This is a genomic window from Vibrio jasicida CAIM 1864 = LMG 25398 (assembly GCF_000400365.1).
Classification (GTDB): Bacteria; Pseudomonadota; Gammaproteobacteria; order Enterobacterales; family Vibrionaceae; genus Vibrio; species Vibrio jasicida.
Window position 1 is genome coordinate 1 of sequence record NZ_BAOG01000015.1, and the last position, 16,492, is coordinate 16,492.

A 16,492-nucleotide genomic window follows, 5' to 3' on the forward strand; every position below is an offset into this window, starting at 1 on the left:
TAATCGCTCCTATCGCAATGGACGAAGGTCTACGTTTCGCTATCCGTGAAGGTGGCCGTACTGTAGGTGCTGGTGTTGTTGCTAAGATCTTCGCATAATTCTTAACGAATTGAGCAAAATCTTGCACTCTTCTTCTTCTTGAAGAAAGCGCTAGAAAAAGGGAAGCTAAGGCTTCCCTTTTTTATATCTGCTATTCCTCTTTTCAATATGGTTATAAGCCAGTCATTCTTAGTCATGCGTTTTGTTTATGAAAAACATGACCTTATTTTTACCTAACTTCCTCTTCTTTTTTAGTACCCCTCTAAGTCACTGAAAGCCGCCAAAATCGTTCAAATCGTTATAACAAAACGTTCTGTAATTCGCTTTAATACAACTGGTAACAAGAACGATTCTTGTTTATATTTCATTCCATAGTGAAATTTAAAGGTAGTGAATATGTACGTTTGTCTTTGCCATGGCGTCTCTGACAAGAAAATTAGGAAGTTGGCGATAGATGAAGGCGTAACAGATATAAAAGGAATTAAAAGATGTACGGCATTGGGAAGTCAATGCGGCAAGTGCATCAAGCAAGCGAAAGAAATTTTAGCTGAAACTGAATACCTAATGCTGAAACAAGCTAGCTAAATATTAGCTGAGCCTTTTTGACACCTTCTCATTTGCTTCTACATTTAAATGAAGCCAAAGAGGAGGGCTTTGCCATGAAAGGCGATCCAATCATTATTCAACATCTCAATAAGATACTCGGTAACGAGCTCGTCGCGATCAACCAATATTTTCTGCATGCCCGTATGTATAAAGACTGGGGATTAAAGCATCTCGCAGATAAGGAATACCACGAGTCGATCGATGAAATGAAACATGCTGATCACTTGATCGAGCGTATTCTGTTCCTTGAGGGGTTACCTAATTTACAAGACCTCGGCAAACTTATGATCGGTGAAGATACCAAAGAAATGCTTGAGTGTGACCTTAAACTTGAGATGGCCGCCATTCCAGATTTGAAAGATGCCATCGCTTACGCTGAGGATATTCGCGATTATGTCTCTAGAGATCTGTTTCAAGATATTCTTGAAGACGAAGAAGAGCACGTTGACTGGCTTGAGACTCAACTCGGTTTGATCCAGATGTCAGGTATAGAAAATTACCTACAAGCACAATATGTCGATGAAGAGTGAGATTATATTTCGCTGTTTTCCTATCCAAACCAAGTGATAAAAAGAGCACCTGACCTGTAAACAGGGTGCTCATCACTAATATCTGGTCTAATCTCTTTTATTATCGGCCCTTTTAAGGATATCGCTCGCAATCTAGCCTATGAAGTTTGACTTCTATCCTTTAGAATTTATTCCCCCTTACCGAAAAATAACAAAGAGAAACGATCCATGTCTGAAGACAATCGCCAAGAAGTCACCCCAGAAGAAGAACGCCGCCAACAAGCATTGGATTACCATGCATATCCAACCCCAGGAAAAATTGCCGTAGAGCTAACTAAGCCTGCTGAAACTGCAAATGACCTTGCTCTTGCATACAGCCCTGGTGTTGCAGAACCTGTACGTGAAATCGCACAGAACGCTGACAACGTGTATAAGTACACAGCGAAGGGCAACATGGTTGCGGTTATTTCTAACGGCACGGCTATTCTTGGTCTTGGTAATCTTGGCCCGCTGGCTTCTAAACCAGTAATGGAAGGTAAAGCGCTATTGTTCAAACGCTTTGCTGGTTTAGACTCAATTGATATCGAAGTAAAACACCGCACGATCGATGAATTTGTCGACACAGTAGCAAACATTGCTGATACATTCGGTGGTATCAACCTAGAAGATATCAAAGCACCAGATTGTTTTGAGATTGAAAAGCGTCTGATTGAGCGCTGTGACGTGCCAGTATTCCATGACGATCAACACGGTACAGCGATCGTAACGGCAGCAGGTATGTTGAATGCAATCGAGCTGCAAGGTAAGAAGCTCGAAGACTCAACGATTGTTTGTTTAGGCGCGGGTGCGGCGGCAGTCGCGTGTATGGAGCTGTTGATCAAATGTGGCGCGATGCGCGAGAAGATCTACATGCTGGATCGTAAAGGGGTGATCCACACGCGTCGTGATGATCTCAATGAATACAAACAGCTGTTTGCTAACAACACAGATAAGCGCACGTTGGAAGATGTGATTGAAGGTGCAGATCTTTTCTTGGGTGTATCGGGTCCAAATCTACTACCTGCAGAAGCATTGAAGCTCATGGCAGACAAGCCAGTTGTGTTCGCATGTTCAAACCCAGATCCAGAAATCAAACCTGAATTGGCTCACGAAGTGCGTGATGACTTGATCATGGGTACAGGTCGCAGTGACTACCCGAACCAAGTAAACAACGTATTGTGTTTCCCATTCATCTTCCGTGGCGCATTGGATGTTCGTGCAAGCGAGATCAATGATGAAATGAAACTGGCTGCGGTTGACGCGATTCGTGAATTGGCGAAAGAGCCAGTACCGGAAGCGGTATTAAAAGCAGCTGGCGTCGATAAGCTAGAGTTCGGAACTGACTACATCATTCCAAAGCCAATGGATTCACGCCTACTACCACGCGTGGCAAAAGCGGTGGCTCAAGCTGCGGTTGACTCTGGTGTGGCACGTATTGAAATGCCAGAGAATTACATGGCTCAATAGTGGTAAAGTAAAATTTAAAAATAAAAAAGGGACGCTCTCGCGTCCCTTTTTTTGTTCTTGGAAACCGTCCCCAGCACAGCTTCTATCATCGACGAATTTGTAAGCAATTATTCTTCGTCGAATGCTTCGAATTCGATTCCCATCGCTGTCATGATTGCTTTTGCTTCGGTAGGAATATCGTCTGGACGGTCTTTACGCAAATCTTCATCAGTTGGCAGTGGTTGACCTGTGTAAGCGTGTAGGAACGCTTCACACAGTAGTTCACTGTTAGTCGCATGGCGTAAGTTGTTGATCTGGCGGCGTGTTCGCTCATCAGTCAGCACTTTTAAAACTTTTAGCGGGATTGAGACGGTAATCTTTTTCACTTGTTCGCTTTTTTTACCGTGCTCAGCATACGGGCTAATGTATTCGCCATTCCAGTCAGCCATTGCGCACCTTCATTAATGTAATAAGTTAGAAAAATAAATATAGGTGCTGATTTTAGCTGCATTTACTGCCATAAGCAAAGACATATAGACGTCTAGAAGTGTTGACGTCTCATTTTTAGACAAGTAAAGTGAGGTTAATAGTTAGGGAAGAGTGTTAATCAATTGAGCAATACAAGCTAGATATAGCGCATTCCCATTTAGATGTCACCACCCGTGAAAGGATACACCCATGAGCACCCGTAAGCCTGCGACCATTGCTGTACGCACTGGTATCGAGTCAGACAGCCAATACAACGCTGTTGTACCACCTATTTACCTTTCTACTAACTATGGCTTCCCTGCATTTGGTGAAGTGCCTCAATACGATTATACCCGTTCTGGTAACCCTAACCGAGGCTTACTAGAGCAAGCATTGTACGAGCTTGAATCAGGCAAAGGAGCGGTTGTTACTAACTGTGGTACATCAGCATTAAACCTTTGGGTATCGACGTTTCTTGGTCCTGATGATCTAATTGTAGCGCCGCACGATTGCTACGGCGGTACCTATCGTCTTTTCAATACTCGTGCGAGCAAGGGTGATTTTAAAGTGCAGTTTGTCGATCAGTCGGATCAGCAAGCTCTTGATGCGGCGATTGCGAAAAAACCAAAGCTTATCTTGCTAGAAACACCGTCAAACCCGCTTGTGCGCGTGGTCGATATTGCCGCTGTGTGTGAAAAGGCAAAACAAGTCGGTGCACTGGTTGCCGTGGACAATACCTTTTTGACACCTGTGTACCAAAAGCCTTTGGAGCTAGGTGCGGATTTTGTTATCCACTCTACGACGAAATACATTAACGGTCACTCCGACGTTATTGGTGGTGTGGTGATCACTAAGAGTGAAGAGCATGCAGAAGAGCTGGCGTGGTGGGGCAATTGCATTGGGGCGACGGGAACACCATTCGACAGTTACATGACATTAAGAGGAATTCGTACGCTGGGTGCGCGAATGCGAGTTCATGAAGAAAGTTCTCAAGATGTACTTGCTTACTTACAGACTCAATCGTTAGTTGCACAGATTTATCACCCAAGTTTGCCAGAGCATCCTGGACATGACATCGCCAAGAAGCAGCAATCCGGTTTTGGCTCTATGTTGAGCTTCGAATTCGCAGGATCATTTGAACAGCTCAAAGTGTTTGTAAAAGAGCTGGAATTGTTTTCGTTAGCTGAGTCCTTGGGTGGGGTTGAAAGCTTGATTTGTCATCCTGCATCGATGACACATCGCGCGATGGGGGAAGCGGCATTAGCTGAAGCTGGTGTTTCTCAACAGTTACTGCGCTTATCCGTTGGTCTTGAAGATGCACAGGATTTGATCGCCGATCTTGAGCAAGCATTTTTAAAAGCAGCACAGTAATCGGGAGAGAGAAAAGTCATGAGTGTACAACGTCAGCTGCATAAATTTGGCGGCAGCAGTTTAGCCAACCCCGAATGCTATTTACGTGTGGTTGAAATACTAAAAGAGTATTCAGCCGAAAATGATTTAGTCGTGGTGTCTGCGGCAGGGAAAACCACCAATCGCTTGATCGAGTTTCTTGAAGGTTTAGATAAAGACGGTCGTGTTGCGCATGAAGCATTACAAAGCTTGAGACACTTCCAAACTGAATTGGTAGAAGCTTTGTTAACAGGTGAGGCACAGACGCAACTGCTTGCTTCCCTTCAAGATGAATTCAGTACTCTAGCAGAGTTAACGGCTCCGTTAACAGAAGCTCAAAAAGCCGCAGTGCTTGGACATGGTGAGGTATGGTCTTCACGCTTACTTGCTGCATTGCTGTCGCAGCAGAGTTTGCCAGCGGTTGCACAAGACTCTCGTACCTTTTTACGTGCAGAAGTAGGTACACAGCCAGAAGTCGACCGCGCTCGTTCTTACGCTCTAATTAAAGAAGCATTGGCACAACATAATCATCAGCGAGTGATTATCACAGGTTTTATGGCACAGAATGAGGCGGGAGAGACAGTACTGTTAGGCCGTAATGGTTCTGATTACTCGGCTACGGTCATTGGTGCACTGGCAGAAGCTAGTACTGTTACTATTTGGAGTGATGTCGCAGGTGTGTATAGTGCGGATCCACGTTTAGTCTCTGATGCATGCTTGTTGCCCCTACTGCGTTTAGATGAAGCAAGTGAACTTGCTCGCTTAGCTGCTCCGGTATTGCACAGTCGCACGCTTCAACCTGTTGCTCAAAGTACGATGGATTTGAACCTCAAATGCAGCTATCAACCGGAGTCTGGCTCAACCCGAATTGAGCGTGTATTAGCATCTGGTCGTGGCGCTAAAATCATTACCTCTCTTGATGAAGTGTTACTCGTGCAACTTTCATTTGTGCATGGTCATGATTTTGAGCGAGCGCAGAAAGAAGTGTTGCAAGCGTTAAAGCGCGCTCAATTAGAGCCACTAGCATTTGAAGCGCAAGAAGACCAACAAACATTGCGCTTAGCGTACACGTCCGAGATAGCCGGTGGTGCATTGGCTTACCTTCAAGAGTTGGCGGTTGAAGCTGAAATTAAACTGAAAGAGGGTTACTCACTGCTCGCAGCGGTAGGTGCAGGGGTCACGAAAAACGCCAATCATTGCTTTGGTTTTTATCAGCAGTTAAAAGACTCTCCGGTTGAATTTATCTCAGAGGCACAATCAGGGCTGAGTCTCGTCGCAGTATTACGCCGAGCCGAAGTGGAAGAGTTAGTACAAAGTATTCATAGTCAGCTGTTTCAAGCGCAAAAGCGCGTAGCGGTTGCCTTGTGTGGTAAAGGTAATATTGGTTCAAGTTGGTTATCACTGTTCGCAGAGCAAAAAGAAGAGCTCGAAAAACGCCACGGCATGAGCTTTGATTTAGTGGCGGTGGTAGATAGCCAAACTTACTGGTTTGATGAAAACGGGATTGATGCAGCAACGGTTGCTCAGCGCTTTGATGATGAAAGCATAGAGAATGATAGCAATTGGCTAACTAAGCTCGGTGCGATTCAAAATTTCGACGAAGCGGTGGTACTGGATGTCACTGCGAGTAAAGATCTGGCGGCACGTTATGTAGAAATTGCACAGCAAGGTATTCATCTTATCTCGGCGAACAAGGTGGCAGGTTCAGCTGATAGTCAGTATTACCATCAAGTACAAGATGCTTTCGCTAAGATTGGCCGTCATTGGCTATACAACGCGACGGTTGGTGCGGGGCTACCAATAAATCACACCGTTCGAGATTTGCGTGAAAGCGGTGACGAGATTGTCGCACTGTCGGGTATCTTCTCAGGTACGCTATCTTGGCTATTCCAACAATTTGATGGTTCGGTACCATTTACTGAACTAGTCGACTTAGCATGGCAGCAAGGTTTGACTGAGCCCGATCCTCGCTCAGATTTAGATGGTTCTGATGTGATGCGAAAGTTGGTTATCTTAGCTCGTGAGTCTGGTTTGGATATTGAACCTGAAAGTGTGAAGGTCGAATCGTTGGTACCAGAAGAGTTGCGAGATTTGAGCCTAGACGCTTTCTTTGACCAAGGTGATACCTTAAGTGAAATCCTGCAAGAGCGCCTAACTAAAGCTCAAAGAAACGACCAAGTGCTACGTTATGTCGCCCGTCTCGAGCGTAACGGTAAAGCAACGGTAGGAGTTGAGGCACTATCACGAGAGCATGCTTTAGCGAACTTACTACCGTGTGACAACATTTTCGCAATTGAGAGTAAATGGTACAAAGATAACCCGTTAGTGATTCGTGGTCCAGGCGCAGGACGTGAAGTGACGGCCGGTGCGATTCAATCTGATCTTAATCGCCTAGCTGGCTTATTCTAAATCTTACTAAGCCCAATTTTGCGAACTACCACAAAACCTCGGATGGCTTCCGGGGTTTTTTATTGTCTTGATAATGCCATACTGAATCACAGAGTTAGGCGATGAGGTTGTCACTTAGGAACTTGAACTATCCTAATTATTAACTTGAGAAAAATTCATAATCACAAGGTTGACATTAAATCGTATTCAATACATTCTGGAGACATATAGACGTCTAAACGTCGATTTAAGGATTTTGATTTCGTGGTGGAGTTGCCACAGGGAGAGTAAGATGGGATACACACATGCAGGGCATATCGATGCCTTAAACCAGAATATCGCTGAACTATCAGACAATATCAACGTCTCATTTGAGTTTTTCCCACCAAGCAGTGAAAAGATGGAAGAAACACTGTGGAACTCAGTGCACCGCCTTAAAACTCTTCAACCGAAATTCGTTTCTGTTACTTATGGCGCAAATTCAGGCGAGCGTGACAGAACCCACTCTATCATCAAAGAAATCAAAGCAGCGACGGGTCTTGTTGCTGCGCCTCACCTAACGTGTATCGACGCAACTCGTGATGAATTGATCGACATTGCTGACGATTACTGGAATAACGGTATCAAGAACATTGTTGCGCTGCGCGGTGATATTCCACCAGGTGGTGGTGCGCCAGATATGTATGCGTCAGACTTGGTAGAGCTGCTTAAAGCACGCCATGATTTTGATATCTCAGTGGCAGCATTCCCAGAAGTACACCCAGAAGCGAAAAGCGCACAATCGGATCTGCTTAACTTAAAGCGTAAGGTTGAAGCAGGGGCAAACCGTGCAATTACCCAATTCTTCTTTGATGTGGAATCTTACCTACGCTTCCGTGATCGCTGTGTAGCGGCAGGGATTGATGTAGAAATCGTTCCGGGGATCTTGCCTGTATCAAACTTCAAACAAGCGTCTCGCTTTGCGGCGCAGAACAACGTGAAAGTGCCGGGTTGGATGAGCAAACAGTTTGAAGGTTTGGATGATGATCCTGTGACGCGTCAGCTTGTTGGTGCTAGCCAAGCGATTGATATGGTGCGTGTCTTAAGCCGTGAAGGCGTGAAGGACTTTCACTTCTACACACTTAACCGTGCAGAGATGACTTATGCACTATGCCACACGCTCGGTGTTCGCCCACAAGTCGCAGTAGGCGCTTAATACGTTTTCCCCAGATAGACAAAAGGCTTGCCCATCGGCAAGCCTTTTTCGTTTTATTCAAAGCGACGAATTAGCCAATCACTTCAAGTTCTGTTAGCACTTCTTCTGCCCAGTTAATCCACGCTTCACGTAGCATTAAGTTACGACGAAGTGTTAGACGCTCTAGTCGTGCTTGTTTGTCTAGTGTTGATGGTGTTGCGTAGTACGCGGCTTCAATCTCTTTGTAATGAGAAACCAGTTTACGAGACTCTTCCACAAGTTCAGAAAGTTGGTCACGAAACGGTGTCGCAGGTTGCACTGCACAAGCCATTAGCTTAGCAGAGAACTCATCACGTACTGTTGGGTGTGCTGTTGGTTGATCGAACCACTCACCTAATGCGCCACGGCCAGCGTCAGTAATTGAGTAAACCTTACGGTCAGGTTTGCCTTCTTGCGGTTCAAGTACGCAAGTAACCAGCTCTTTCTCAGCCATTTTGTTTAGTTCACGGTAAACTTGTTGGTGACTTGCTTTCCAGAAGTAACCGATGCTAGCTGAGAATTCTTTAGTGATGTCGTAACCGGTTGCGTCGCGAGTGCTAAGAACAGTTAAAATTACGTGTGGTAATGACATGTCTTCAATCCAAATGGTCAATAAACTTGTAAACAAGCTACTTACACTTTCATTTGCGCTCTTTCTGACGCTTGAGTTTTTTATGTGTAAATAGCACCAACAATGTTGGTCCTGTCACCTTAAAGCCGTTTATCACCTAGAGTGATGGGTGTTTCCATCGAGCTGGAGCCTATTTGATTGGATTTGTGAGCTTCCAGCAGGCAAGTAGTATATAAATAATAAGCATGAAGTGGAATAGTAGGACAAAATTACCCAAAAAAACTAATAAAATACTCAATAGTGTTTTTGTGTAGTGTTTTATGTTGTTTGGTGGGGACTTTTTGTTTTTTTCTTGGATTAAATATCTGGTTGCGTATTGCTCAAATAGTAGAAGTGATTGGTTAGTAGTAACAAAGGCTGAGTATTAACTCAGCCTTTGGTTCTTTATGCGTAGCTTGGTTAGCCTGTGTTACGCATACCAGCTGCAATACCTGCAATGGTTACCATCAGTGCTTCTTCTAAGTTTGCAGAAGATTCTTCAGTCTGGCGAGTACGGTACAGCAATTCAGCTTGAAGCATGTTCAATGGCTCTACGTAGATGTTACGTAGGCGAATGGATTCTAGGCCCCAAGGATCGCTTTGCATCAAGTTCTCGTTGTTTTCTACGTTCAGGACAGACTTAATGTCCTGTTGAAGTTGATCTCGTAAGCGATCACCCAGCGGTTGAAGCTGCTCCTCAACTAAGCGCTGATCATAGTAACGAGAGATATCCATGTTGCACTTGGTGTACACCATCTCAAGCATACCTAGGCGAGTCGAGAAGAATGGCCATTCACGACACATTTCTTCCAGTAGTGCCTGATGGCCTTTGTCTACTGAGTATTGAATCGCTTCACCAGCCCCTAGCCATGCTGGAAGAACCAAACGGTTTTGGCTCCAAGAGAAGATCCAAGGAATCGCACGTAAACTTTCCACGCCACCGTTCGGGTTACGTTTTGCAGGGCGAGAACCTAGAGGCAGTTTACCTAGCTCAAGTTCAGGTGTTGCTTGGCGGAAGTAAGGCACGAAGTCTGGCTCACCACGAACGACGCTACGGTAGGCTTCACAGCTCACCTCGGACAGCACATCCATTAAGTCACGCCACTCTTGTTTAGGCTCTGGTGGCGGCAGTAGGTTCGCTTCTAGGATTGCACTTGCATACAAGTTGAAGCTGTTGACTGCGACATCAGGTAGACCTAGCTTAAAGCGGATCATCTCACCTTGTTCGGTTACGCGCAGACCGCCTTTCAGGCTCTTAGGTGGTTGAGATAGTAGTGCAGCGTGAGCCGGCGCGCCACCACGACCAATTGTACCGCCGCGACCGTGGAATAGTGTGAGTTCAACGCCTTCTTCTTCTGCAACCTTAACCAGTGAGTCCATCGCATGGTATTGCGCCCAACCTGCTGACATTACGCCTGCATCTTTTGCAGAGTCAGAGTAGCCAATCATCACCATTTGGTGGTTTTGGATAAAGCCGCGGTATAGATCAATGCCCATCAGCTGCTTGATTACCGCTTCTGCGTTGTTCAAATCGTCTAGTGTTTCGAACAGTGGACATACGTCCATGCGGTAAGGGCACCCCGCTTCTTGTAGCAGTAGATGCACGGCAAGTACGTCAGAAGCGGTACGTGCCATTGAGATAACGTAAGCACCAAACGCTTCGCGAGGTTGTGCTGCCACAATCTTACAGGTATCCAAAACCTCTTTAACTGGCTCTGATGGCTCCCAGTCGCGAGGTAGAAGAGGGCGCTTAGATGCAAGTTCGTTGGTTAAGAAAGCAATCTTGTCTTGCTCGCTCCACTGCTCATAGTCGCCAATGCCTAGGTAACGAGTCAATTCAGAAAGCACATCAGCATGACGAGTACTTTCTTGACGAATATCGAGACGAACTAGGTGGATACCGAAGGCTTTAACGCGGCGCAGCGTATCCAGCAGTGAGCCGTTGGCAATCACGCCCATGCCACATTCGTTTAGCGATTGGTAACACGCGTAAAGTGGTTCCCAAAGCTGCTCTACTTTTTGCAGAGGTGCTTTGACTGCCAATTTCTGGCCGTGAACTTTCGCGTCTAGAATGTCTTTAGTTTCGTTCAATAGTGAGCGAAGTTGTTTCAGAATCGCACGGTATGGTTCGTGTTGATCTTCACCTGCAAGCTCACGAACTTTATCGTTGCACACTGTCATTGACAGTTCGCTGATCAGTTCGTTGATGTCGTTAAGATATAGGTCAGCTGCTTTCCAGCGAGATAGAAGCAGCACTTCACGAGTCACGCTGTGGGTTACAAATGGGTTACCGTCGCGGTCACCACCCATCCAAGAAGAGAAGTGCACTGGGCGAGCATCAATTGGCAGACCTTCGCCAAGGTAAGATTTCAGGCGGTCGTTCATTTCACGTAAGAAGTCAGGTACGGCTTCCCATAGTGAGTTTTCGACCACTGCAAAGCCCCATTTAGCTTCATCAAGCGGTGTCGGGCGCTGCTGACGGATAACGTCAGAGTGCCAGCTTTGAACGATAAGTTGCTCAAGGCGACGTTCAGTTTTCTTACGCTCTTTGAAAGAGAGATCGCTCAGCTCAAGCTTAGATAGACACTCGTTGATCTTCACCAGCTTATTGATCATGGTTCGACGAGTGATTTCGGTCGGGTGCGCAGTTAGAACCAATTCAATGTTCAGGTCGCGAACCGCTTGTGCCGTGTCTAGCTTGCTCACATCATTTTGCACCAGCTTTGAGAACAGCGAGTTAATTGCGTCAGGTTCGCAGATATGCTCTTCACAATGGCGTGAAATGGTGTGGTATTGCTCAGCAATATTGGTCAGGTTTAGAAATTGGTTGAACGCGCGGGTCACGGGCGTCAATTGCTCATCTGGCAAGCTTTTAATCTCTTCGATTAAGCTGTCTCTGTCAGCATTATTTCCAGCTTGAGCCGATTTGGATAATTTACGAATGGTTTCCACTTTCTCGAAGATTTCTTCGCCGTGGGCATCACGAATTGTGTTGCCCAGTAAGTGGCCCAGCATGCGCACATTGCTTTTGAGTGCGGCGTATTTCTCGTTCATTGTCATCCTGCCTCGTAAAAAAACTACATCCATTGTCCTTGTTAAGACTCCAATCTAGCGAAAAGCACCAGTTCTAGTCAAATAAAGCACGCATAGATTGCAATTATTCCACTTCTCTCCTGATTTAGAGCAAAAATAGGTCAGCTTATCGAAGGAGAAGTGAAAATTAATTACAAAATAACGCTCTAAAAGAAGGATATAGCGTGCTAGAGGGGGGCGTGGCGCAGATAACAAAATGCAACTCAATCGAGCTGCATTGTGAGGAAAGTACAGAATGCGACTAACAACAATATTTCACCATCGCACGTGACAGCACATCGATGGTTGGGTCAATAAAGTCGAAAGAGAGGAATTCATCTGGCTGGTGGGCTTGGTCAATCGAGCCGGGACCTAAAACCAGTGTTGGACACAACTGTTGAAGAAATGGTGCTTCAGTACAGTAGTTAACGGTTTCTGAACTGGTTTGGCAGATCTCTTCTACACCACCGATAAATGGGTGGTCGTGTTGGCATTCGTACCCCGGAATTGGCTCGTGCAGGGGAATGATTTCTAATCGCCCTGGCCATTTCGCTTCCACTTCTTTCAAGGCTCCGCGCAGCATGTTCTCTAAACCATCAAGGCTAATACCAGGAAGAGGACGCACGTCATAATGCAGTTCGCAGCAACCGCAAATCCGGTTTGCACTGTCACCGCCATGAATATGACCGAGGTTTAGGGTAGGGCTTGGAATGGCAAAACCAGGGTGGTGGTACTCTTTCACTAGCTTGTCACGCAGTTGCATCATGGCAAACATGACCTCATGCATGATTTCAATGGCGTTGACACCAAGTGCCGGATCCGATGAGTGACCGGATTTACCTGTTACGCGAATAGCATTTGCCACATGTCCTTTGTGACCTCGAATGGGTACAAGGCTGGTGGGTTCACCAATGATGCAGTAATCCGGTTTAAAAGGTGCGTTCTCAGTGAAATGACGCGCACCCAGCATGGTGGTTTCTTCATCACAGGTCGCCAACACATACAGCGGCTTGGTTTGTTTACTCCAGTCGACTTTCTTTACCGCTTCATAAATAAAGGCAAAGAAGCCTTTCATATCCGCAGTACCTAAACCGTAAAAGCGGTTGTCTTTCTCGGTCAGCTTATGTGGGTCAAAACTCCAACGTCCTTCATCAAATGGAACGGTATCACTATGGCCTGCGAGAAGTAAGCCGCCTTCACCTTCACCCATACGTGCGATCATATTGTGTTTGCCTGGTTCCACTTCGATCACTTCAACACTAAAGCCAAGATCTTTAAACCAAGATGCCAGCTTCTCGATCACTTTGGCATTGCCTTGATCCCAACTTGGATCGGTTGAGCTTATCGAAGAGGTACTGATCAGTCCTTCATAGACCTCTAGAAAACTTGGTAATTGCATGGATTCTTCAATTCTCCTGTTGACAGACAGAGCACAAAAATGTAAAACACATATTAAATCATATTTATTGAATAAAAAATCAAAATAAAGCAAAAATTAAATATGAATAGTCATTTTCAGCCTTAAGTATATGGATGTCATGTAATGCTAAAAACCACGATTATCGGAGCCAGCGGCTACACCGGCGCAGAGTTGGCTTTAATGGTCAACAAACACCCTGAACTCACGCTATCAGGTTTATACGTTTCCGCCAATAGCGTAGATGCAGGAAAGAACATTGCTCAATTGCACGGCAAGTTAGCGGGTGTGATTGATATGCCAGTTTCGCCGCTGACTGACCCTGAGCAGGTTGCTCAAGCGTCAGATGTGGTCTTTCTGGCTACAGCACATGAAGTGAGCCACGACTTAGCCCCAATTTTCTTAGAGGCAGGCTGTCAGGTATTCGATTTATCCGGTGCATTCCGTGTGAAAAGCGAAGGCTTCTACAACACCTTTTATGGCTTCGAACATCAATATAACAACTGGCTAGATAAAGCTGCATACGGCTTAGCAGAGTGGAACCAAGAATCAATAAAAACCACTCCTTTGATTGCAGTGGCAGGTTGCTACCCAACCGCTTCACAGCTTGCAATCAAACCTTTATTAGAACACGAATTACTGGATACCAACCAATGGCCTGTGATTAACGCAACCAGTGGTGTATCAGGTGCAGGGCGTAAAGCTTCCATGGTTAACAGCTTCTGTGAAGTGAGCTTGCAACCTTACGGTGTCTTTAACCATCGTCACCAACCAGAGATTGCTCAGCATTTGGGCTGCGATGTGATTTTTACTCCACACCTAGGCAACTTTAAGCGCGGCATTCTTGCCACGATCACCATGAAACTTTCGCAAGGCGTGACGGAAGCACAAGTGGCGAAAGCGTTTGAACAAGCTTACCAAGGCAAGCCTGCGGTTCGTCTTAAAGGTGATGGTATTCCACGTATTCAGGATGTCGAAAATACCCCTTTCTGTGATATCGGCTGGAAGGTTCAAGGCGAACACATCATTGTGATTTCGGCTATCGACAACCTACTTAAAGGTGCATCGAGTCAAGCGATGCAATGTCTCAATATTCATTACGGTTACCCAGAACTGACAGCGTTGCTGTAGTCGTTGAAAGAGGGAAATGCGATGACGCAAACCAATCAAGCTCCTTTAGTCATTAAGCTCGGTGGTGCAGCTCTATCTTGCACTCAAACCTTAAGCCAACTGTTTGCTGCTATTGCGGCATACCAAAAATCAGCGCAGCGACAAATCGTCATCGTTCATGGCGGTGGCTACCTAGTTGATGAGTTGATGGCAAAGCTTCAGCTTGAAACCGTAAAGAAAAACGGTCTTCGCGTGACGCCTTATGAGCAAATTCCTGTGATTGCAGGCGCGCTTGCAGGCACAGCAAACAAATTGCTTCAAGGTCAAGCGATTGCGGATGGTCTGAATGCAGTGGGTCTTAGTCTCGCCGATGGTGGGTTATGTCATGTTGAAGAACTTGATCCAGAGCTAGGCGCTGTAGGCAAAGCATCACCAGGTGATTCAACCCTTTTACAAGCGGTGCTAAGCGCAGGTGCACTGCCGATCATCAGCTCAATTGGTCTGACTGAAAAAGGTCAGATGATGAATGTGAATGCTGACCAAGCTGCGGTTGCCGTAGCAGGTGCATTGGATGCGGAGTTAGTGCTTCTATCCGATGTGAGCGGTGTACTTGATGGCAAAGGGCATTTGATCAAAACGCTATCTGAGCAAGAAGCCGATGCGTTGATCAAAGGGCAAGTAATCACCGACGGTATGATCGTCAAAGTTAAAGCCGCTTTGGAGGCTGCCAATGATCTTGGTCGTCCTATCGAAGTCGCGACATGGCGTTACCCAGAGAAACTGACCCAGCTATTCGCGGGTGAAAGTATTGGAACGCAGTTTCTGCCGCAATAAAGCAGAAGCAAAACAGTTAAAGAATTCAACATTAGGAAGTGGTTGGCACTGACCGCCGAGAGCAGCGCCAGTTAAGTTTGGAGAAAAAACATGAGCAAAGTGAACGTAAATAAAGTGGTAGTCGCATACTCAGGCGGTCTAGATACTTCAGTAATCATCCCGTGGCTAAAAGAGAACTACGACTGTGAAGTGGTAGCTTTCGTTGCCGATGTTGGTCAAGGTGCAGAGGAGCTAGAAGGTATTGAAGCGAAAGCAAAAGCTTCAGGTGCTTCAGAGTGCTACATCGCTGACCTGAAAGAAGAAATGGTCGCAGACTACATTTACCCGACACTAAAAACAGGCGCTTACTACGAAGGTAAATACCTACTAGGAACATCAATGGCGCGTCCAATCATTGCTAAAGCGCAGGTTGAAGTTGCACGTAAAGTTGGCGCAGACGCTCTGTGTCATGGCTGTACCGGTAAAGGTAACGACCAAGTACGTTTTGAAGGTGCATTTGCAGCACTAGCACCAGATCTGCACGTTATTGCGCCTTGGCGTGAATGGGATCTAGTGAGCCGTGAAGAATGTCTGGACTACCTAGCAGAGCGTAACATTCCTTGTTCAGCATCTCTTACTAAGATTTACTCGCGTGATGCGAATGCATGGCACATTTCTACTGAAGGTGGCGTTCTAGAAGATACATGGAATGCGCCAAATGAAGATTGCTGGGCGTGGACTGTAGACCCAGAACAAGCACCGAATGAAGCGGAAACCGTGACCTTGAAAGTAGCGAAAGGTGAAGTCGTTGAGGTAGACGGCGAAGCGATGACACCATACAACGCGTTGGTTTACCTAAACGAAAAAGGTGCGAAGCACGGTGTTGGTCGTATCGATATTGTCGAAAACCGTCTAGTGGGTATGAAGTCTCGTGGTTGCTACGAAACTCCGGGTGGCACTATCATGATGGAAGCGCTGCGTGCAGTGGAGCAACTTGTGCTGGACAAAGCATCATTTGAATTCCGCGAGGAGCTTGGTCTGAAAGCATCGCACCTTGTTTACGATGGTCGTTGGTTCACGCCGCTATGTAAGTCTATTCTTGCGGCTTCTGAAGAGCTCGCGCAAGACGTGAATGGCGAAGTTGTTGTGAAGCTTTACAAAGGCCACGCAACGGTAACGCAAAAACGTTCGGATAACAGTTTGTACTCTGAAGAATTTGCTACTTTTGGTGAAGATGAAGTTTATGACCAAAGCCATGCTGAAGGCTTTATCCGTCTTTACTCGCTATCAAGCCGTATTCGTGCGTTGAACAGCCAGAAAAAATAAACCAATTTAGCGCCTTATAAGATAAGAGACCTGCCACTATTGGCGGG

14 protein-coding genes are annotated in these 16,492 nt (G+C 46.0%); 10 read left to right on the forward strand and 4 right to left on the reverse strand.

The genetic code is table 11. The features are described 5' to 3' along the window. From VJL_RS27710 to VJL_RS04535, 4 genes are all read left to right on the forward strand, one after another. The coding region (locus VJL_RS27710) for an EF-Tu C-terminal domain-related protein (protein WP_081947284.1) at window positions 1-98 on the forward strand (98 nt) is incomplete at its 5' end. 337 nt (window positions 99-435) lie between these two features. After that, window positions 436-624: a (2Fe-2S)-binding protein gene (locus tag VJL_RS04525; protein WP_038873712.1), complete on the forward strand. Its 189-nt coding sequence runs from the start codon at window positions 436-438 to the stop codon at window positions 622-624. A 74-nt stretch (window positions 625-698) separates the two neighbouring features. Further along, a complete protein-coding gene (gene bfr / locus VJL_RS04530; RefSeq protein ID WP_038873709.1) occupies window positions 699-1,175 on the forward strand; it encodes a bacterioferritin in 477 nt (158 codons plus the stop codon). 207 nt (window positions 1,176-1,382) lie between these two features. Continuing rightward, window positions 1,383-2,660 carry a malic enzyme-like NAD(P)-binding protein gene (locus tag VJL_RS04535; RefSeq protein ID WP_038873706.1) on the forward strand — a complete coding sequence of 426 codons (1,278 nt, stop codon included), beginning with the start codon at window positions 1,383-1,385 and terminating at the stop codon, window positions 2,658-2,660. A gap of 107 nt (window positions 2,661-2,767) precedes the next feature. On the opposite strand, the gene metJ is transcribed toward VJL_RS04535, so the two are convergent. Further along, complete coding sequence (gene metJ, locus VJL_RS04540; RefSeq protein WP_038873704.1) at window positions 2,768-3,088, reverse strand: met regulon transcriptional regulator MetJ; 321 nt, start codon at window positions 3,086-3,088, stop codon at window positions 2,768-2,770. 229 nt (window positions 3,089-3,317) lie between these two features. Between metJ and VJL_RS04545 the strand changes: the two genes are divergently transcribed. The 3 genes from VJL_RS04545 to metF all read left to right on the forward strand — a co-directional run bounded on the left by VJL_RS04545 (window position 3,318) and on the right by metF (window position 8,079). Further along, on the forward strand, window positions 3,318-4,478 hold the full coding sequence (locus VJL_RS04545) for an O-succinylhomoserine (thiol)-lyase (protein ID WP_038876053.1): 1,161 nt from the start codon (window positions 3,318-3,320) through the stop codon (window positions 4,476-4,478). An 18-nt stretch (window positions 4,479-4,496) separates the two neighbouring features. Continuing rightward, window positions 4,497-6,905: a bifunctional aspartate kinase/homoserine dehydrogenase II gene (locus tag VJL_RS04550; protein WP_038873699.1), complete on the forward strand. Its 2,409-nt coding sequence runs from the start codon at window positions 4,497-4,499 to the stop codon at window positions 6,903-6,905. A gap of 271 nt (window positions 6,906-7,176) precedes the next feature. Then, window positions 7,177-8,079 carry a methylenetetrahydrofolate reductase gene (gene metF / locus VJL_RS04555; RefSeq protein ID WP_038873696.1) on the forward strand — a complete coding sequence of 301 codons (903 nt, stop codon included), beginning with the start codon at window positions 7,177-7,179 and terminating at the stop codon, window positions 8,077-8,079. 70 nt (window positions 8,080-8,149) lie between these two features. Here metF and VJL_RS04560 read toward each other — a convergent pair whose 3' ends face one another. From VJL_RS04560 to argE, 3 genes are all read right to left on the reverse strand, one after another. Then, on the reverse strand, window positions 8,150-8,689 hold the full coding sequence (locus VJL_RS04560; protein ID WP_038873693.1) for a PadR family transcriptional regulator: 540 nt from the start codon (window positions 8,687-8,689) through the stop codon (window positions 8,150-8,152). A gap of 438 nt (window positions 8,690-9,127) precedes the next feature. Continuing rightward, on the reverse strand, window positions 9,128-11,761 hold the full coding sequence (ppc, locus tag VJL_RS04565; RefSeq protein ID WP_038873715.1) for a phosphoenolpyruvate carboxylase: 2,634 nt from the start codon (window positions 11,759-11,761) through the stop codon (window positions 9,128-9,130). Between the two features lie 280 nt (window positions 11,762-12,041). Beyond that, window positions 12,042-13,178 carry an acetylornithine deacetylase gene (gene argE, locus VJL_RS04570; RefSeq protein WP_038876055.1) on the reverse strand — a complete coding sequence of 379 codons (1,137 nt, stop codon included), beginning with the start codon at window positions 13,176-13,178 and terminating at the stop codon, window positions 12,042-12,044. A 144-nt stretch (window positions 13,179-13,322) separates the two neighbouring features. Between argE and argC the strand changes: the two genes are divergently transcribed. The 3 genes from argC (at window position 13,323) to VJL_RS04585 (ending at window position 16,445) form a co-directional block, all read left to right on the forward strand. Then, window positions 13,323-14,327, forward strand: a complete 1,005-nt coding sequence (argC, locus tag VJL_RS04575) for an N-acetyl-gamma-glutamyl-phosphate reductase (RefSeq protein WP_038876056.1) — start codon at window positions 13,323-13,325, stop codon at window positions 14,325-14,327. 21 nt (window positions 14,328-14,348) lie between these two features. Continuing rightward, window positions 14,349-15,140: an acetylglutamate kinase gene (gene argB / locus VJL_RS04580; protein ID WP_038876058.1), complete on the forward strand. Its 792-nt coding sequence runs from the start codon at window positions 14,349-14,351 to the stop codon at window positions 15,138-15,140. A gap of 90 nt (window positions 15,141-15,230) precedes the next feature. Beyond that, complete coding sequence (locus VJL_RS04585) at window positions 15,231-16,445, forward strand: argininosuccinate synthase (protein WP_005451488.1); 1,215 nt, start codon at window positions 15,231-15,233, stop codon at window positions 16,443-16,445. Window positions 16,446-16,492: the final 47 nt, after the last annotated feature.

Bases quoted from the DNA above. Each gene is read 5' to 3' on its own strand.
- VJL_RS04560 (WP_038873693.1), bottom strand. From the start codon at position 8,689: ATGTCATTACCACACGTAATTTTAACTGTTCTTAGCACTCGCGACGCA.
- VJL_RS04525 (WP_038873712.1), top strand. From the start codon at position 436: ATGTACGTTTGTCTTTGCCATGGCGTCTCTGACAAGAAAATTAGGAAG.
- argE (WP_038876055.1), bottom strand. From the start codon at position 13,178: ATGCAATTACCAAGTTTTCTAGAGGTCTATGAAGGACTGATCAGTACC.
- argC (WP_038876056.1), top strand. From the start codon at position 13,323: ATGCTAAAAACCACGATTATCGGAGCCAGCGGCTACACCGGCGCAGAG.
- VJL_RS04545 (WP_038876053.1), top strand. From the start codon at position 3,318: ATGAGCACCCGTAAGCCTGCGACCATTGCTGTACGCACTGGTATCGAG.
- argB (WP_038876058.1), top strand. From the start codon at position 14,349: ATGACGCAAACCAATCAAGCTCCTTTAGTCATTAAGCTCGGTGGTGCA.
- VJL_RS04535 (WP_038873706.1), top strand. From the start codon at position 1,383: ATGTCTGAAGACAATCGCCAAGAAGTCACCCCAGAAGAAGAACGCCGC.
- metF (WP_038873696.1), top strand. From the start codon at position 7,177: ATGGGATACACACATGCAGGGCATATCGATGCCTTAAACCAGAATATC.
- bfr (WP_038873709.1), top strand. From the start codon at position 699: ATGAAAGGCGATCCAATCATTATTCAACATCTCAATAAGATACTCGGT.
- ppc (WP_038873715.1), bottom strand. From the start codon at position 11,761: ATGAACGAGAAATACGCCGCACTCAAAAGCAATGTGCGCATGCTGGGC.
- metJ (WP_038873704.1), bottom strand. From the start codon at position 3,088: ATGGCTGACTGGAATGGCGAATACATTAGCCCGTATGCTGAGCACGGT.
- VJL_RS04585 (WP_005451488.1), top strand. From the start codon at position 15,231: ATGAGCAAAGTGAACGTAAATAAAGTGGTAGTCGCATACTCAGGCGGT.
- VJL_RS04550 (WP_038873699.1), top strand. From the start codon at position 4,497: ATGAGTGTACAACGTCAGCTGCATAAATTTGGCGGCAGCAGTTTAGCC.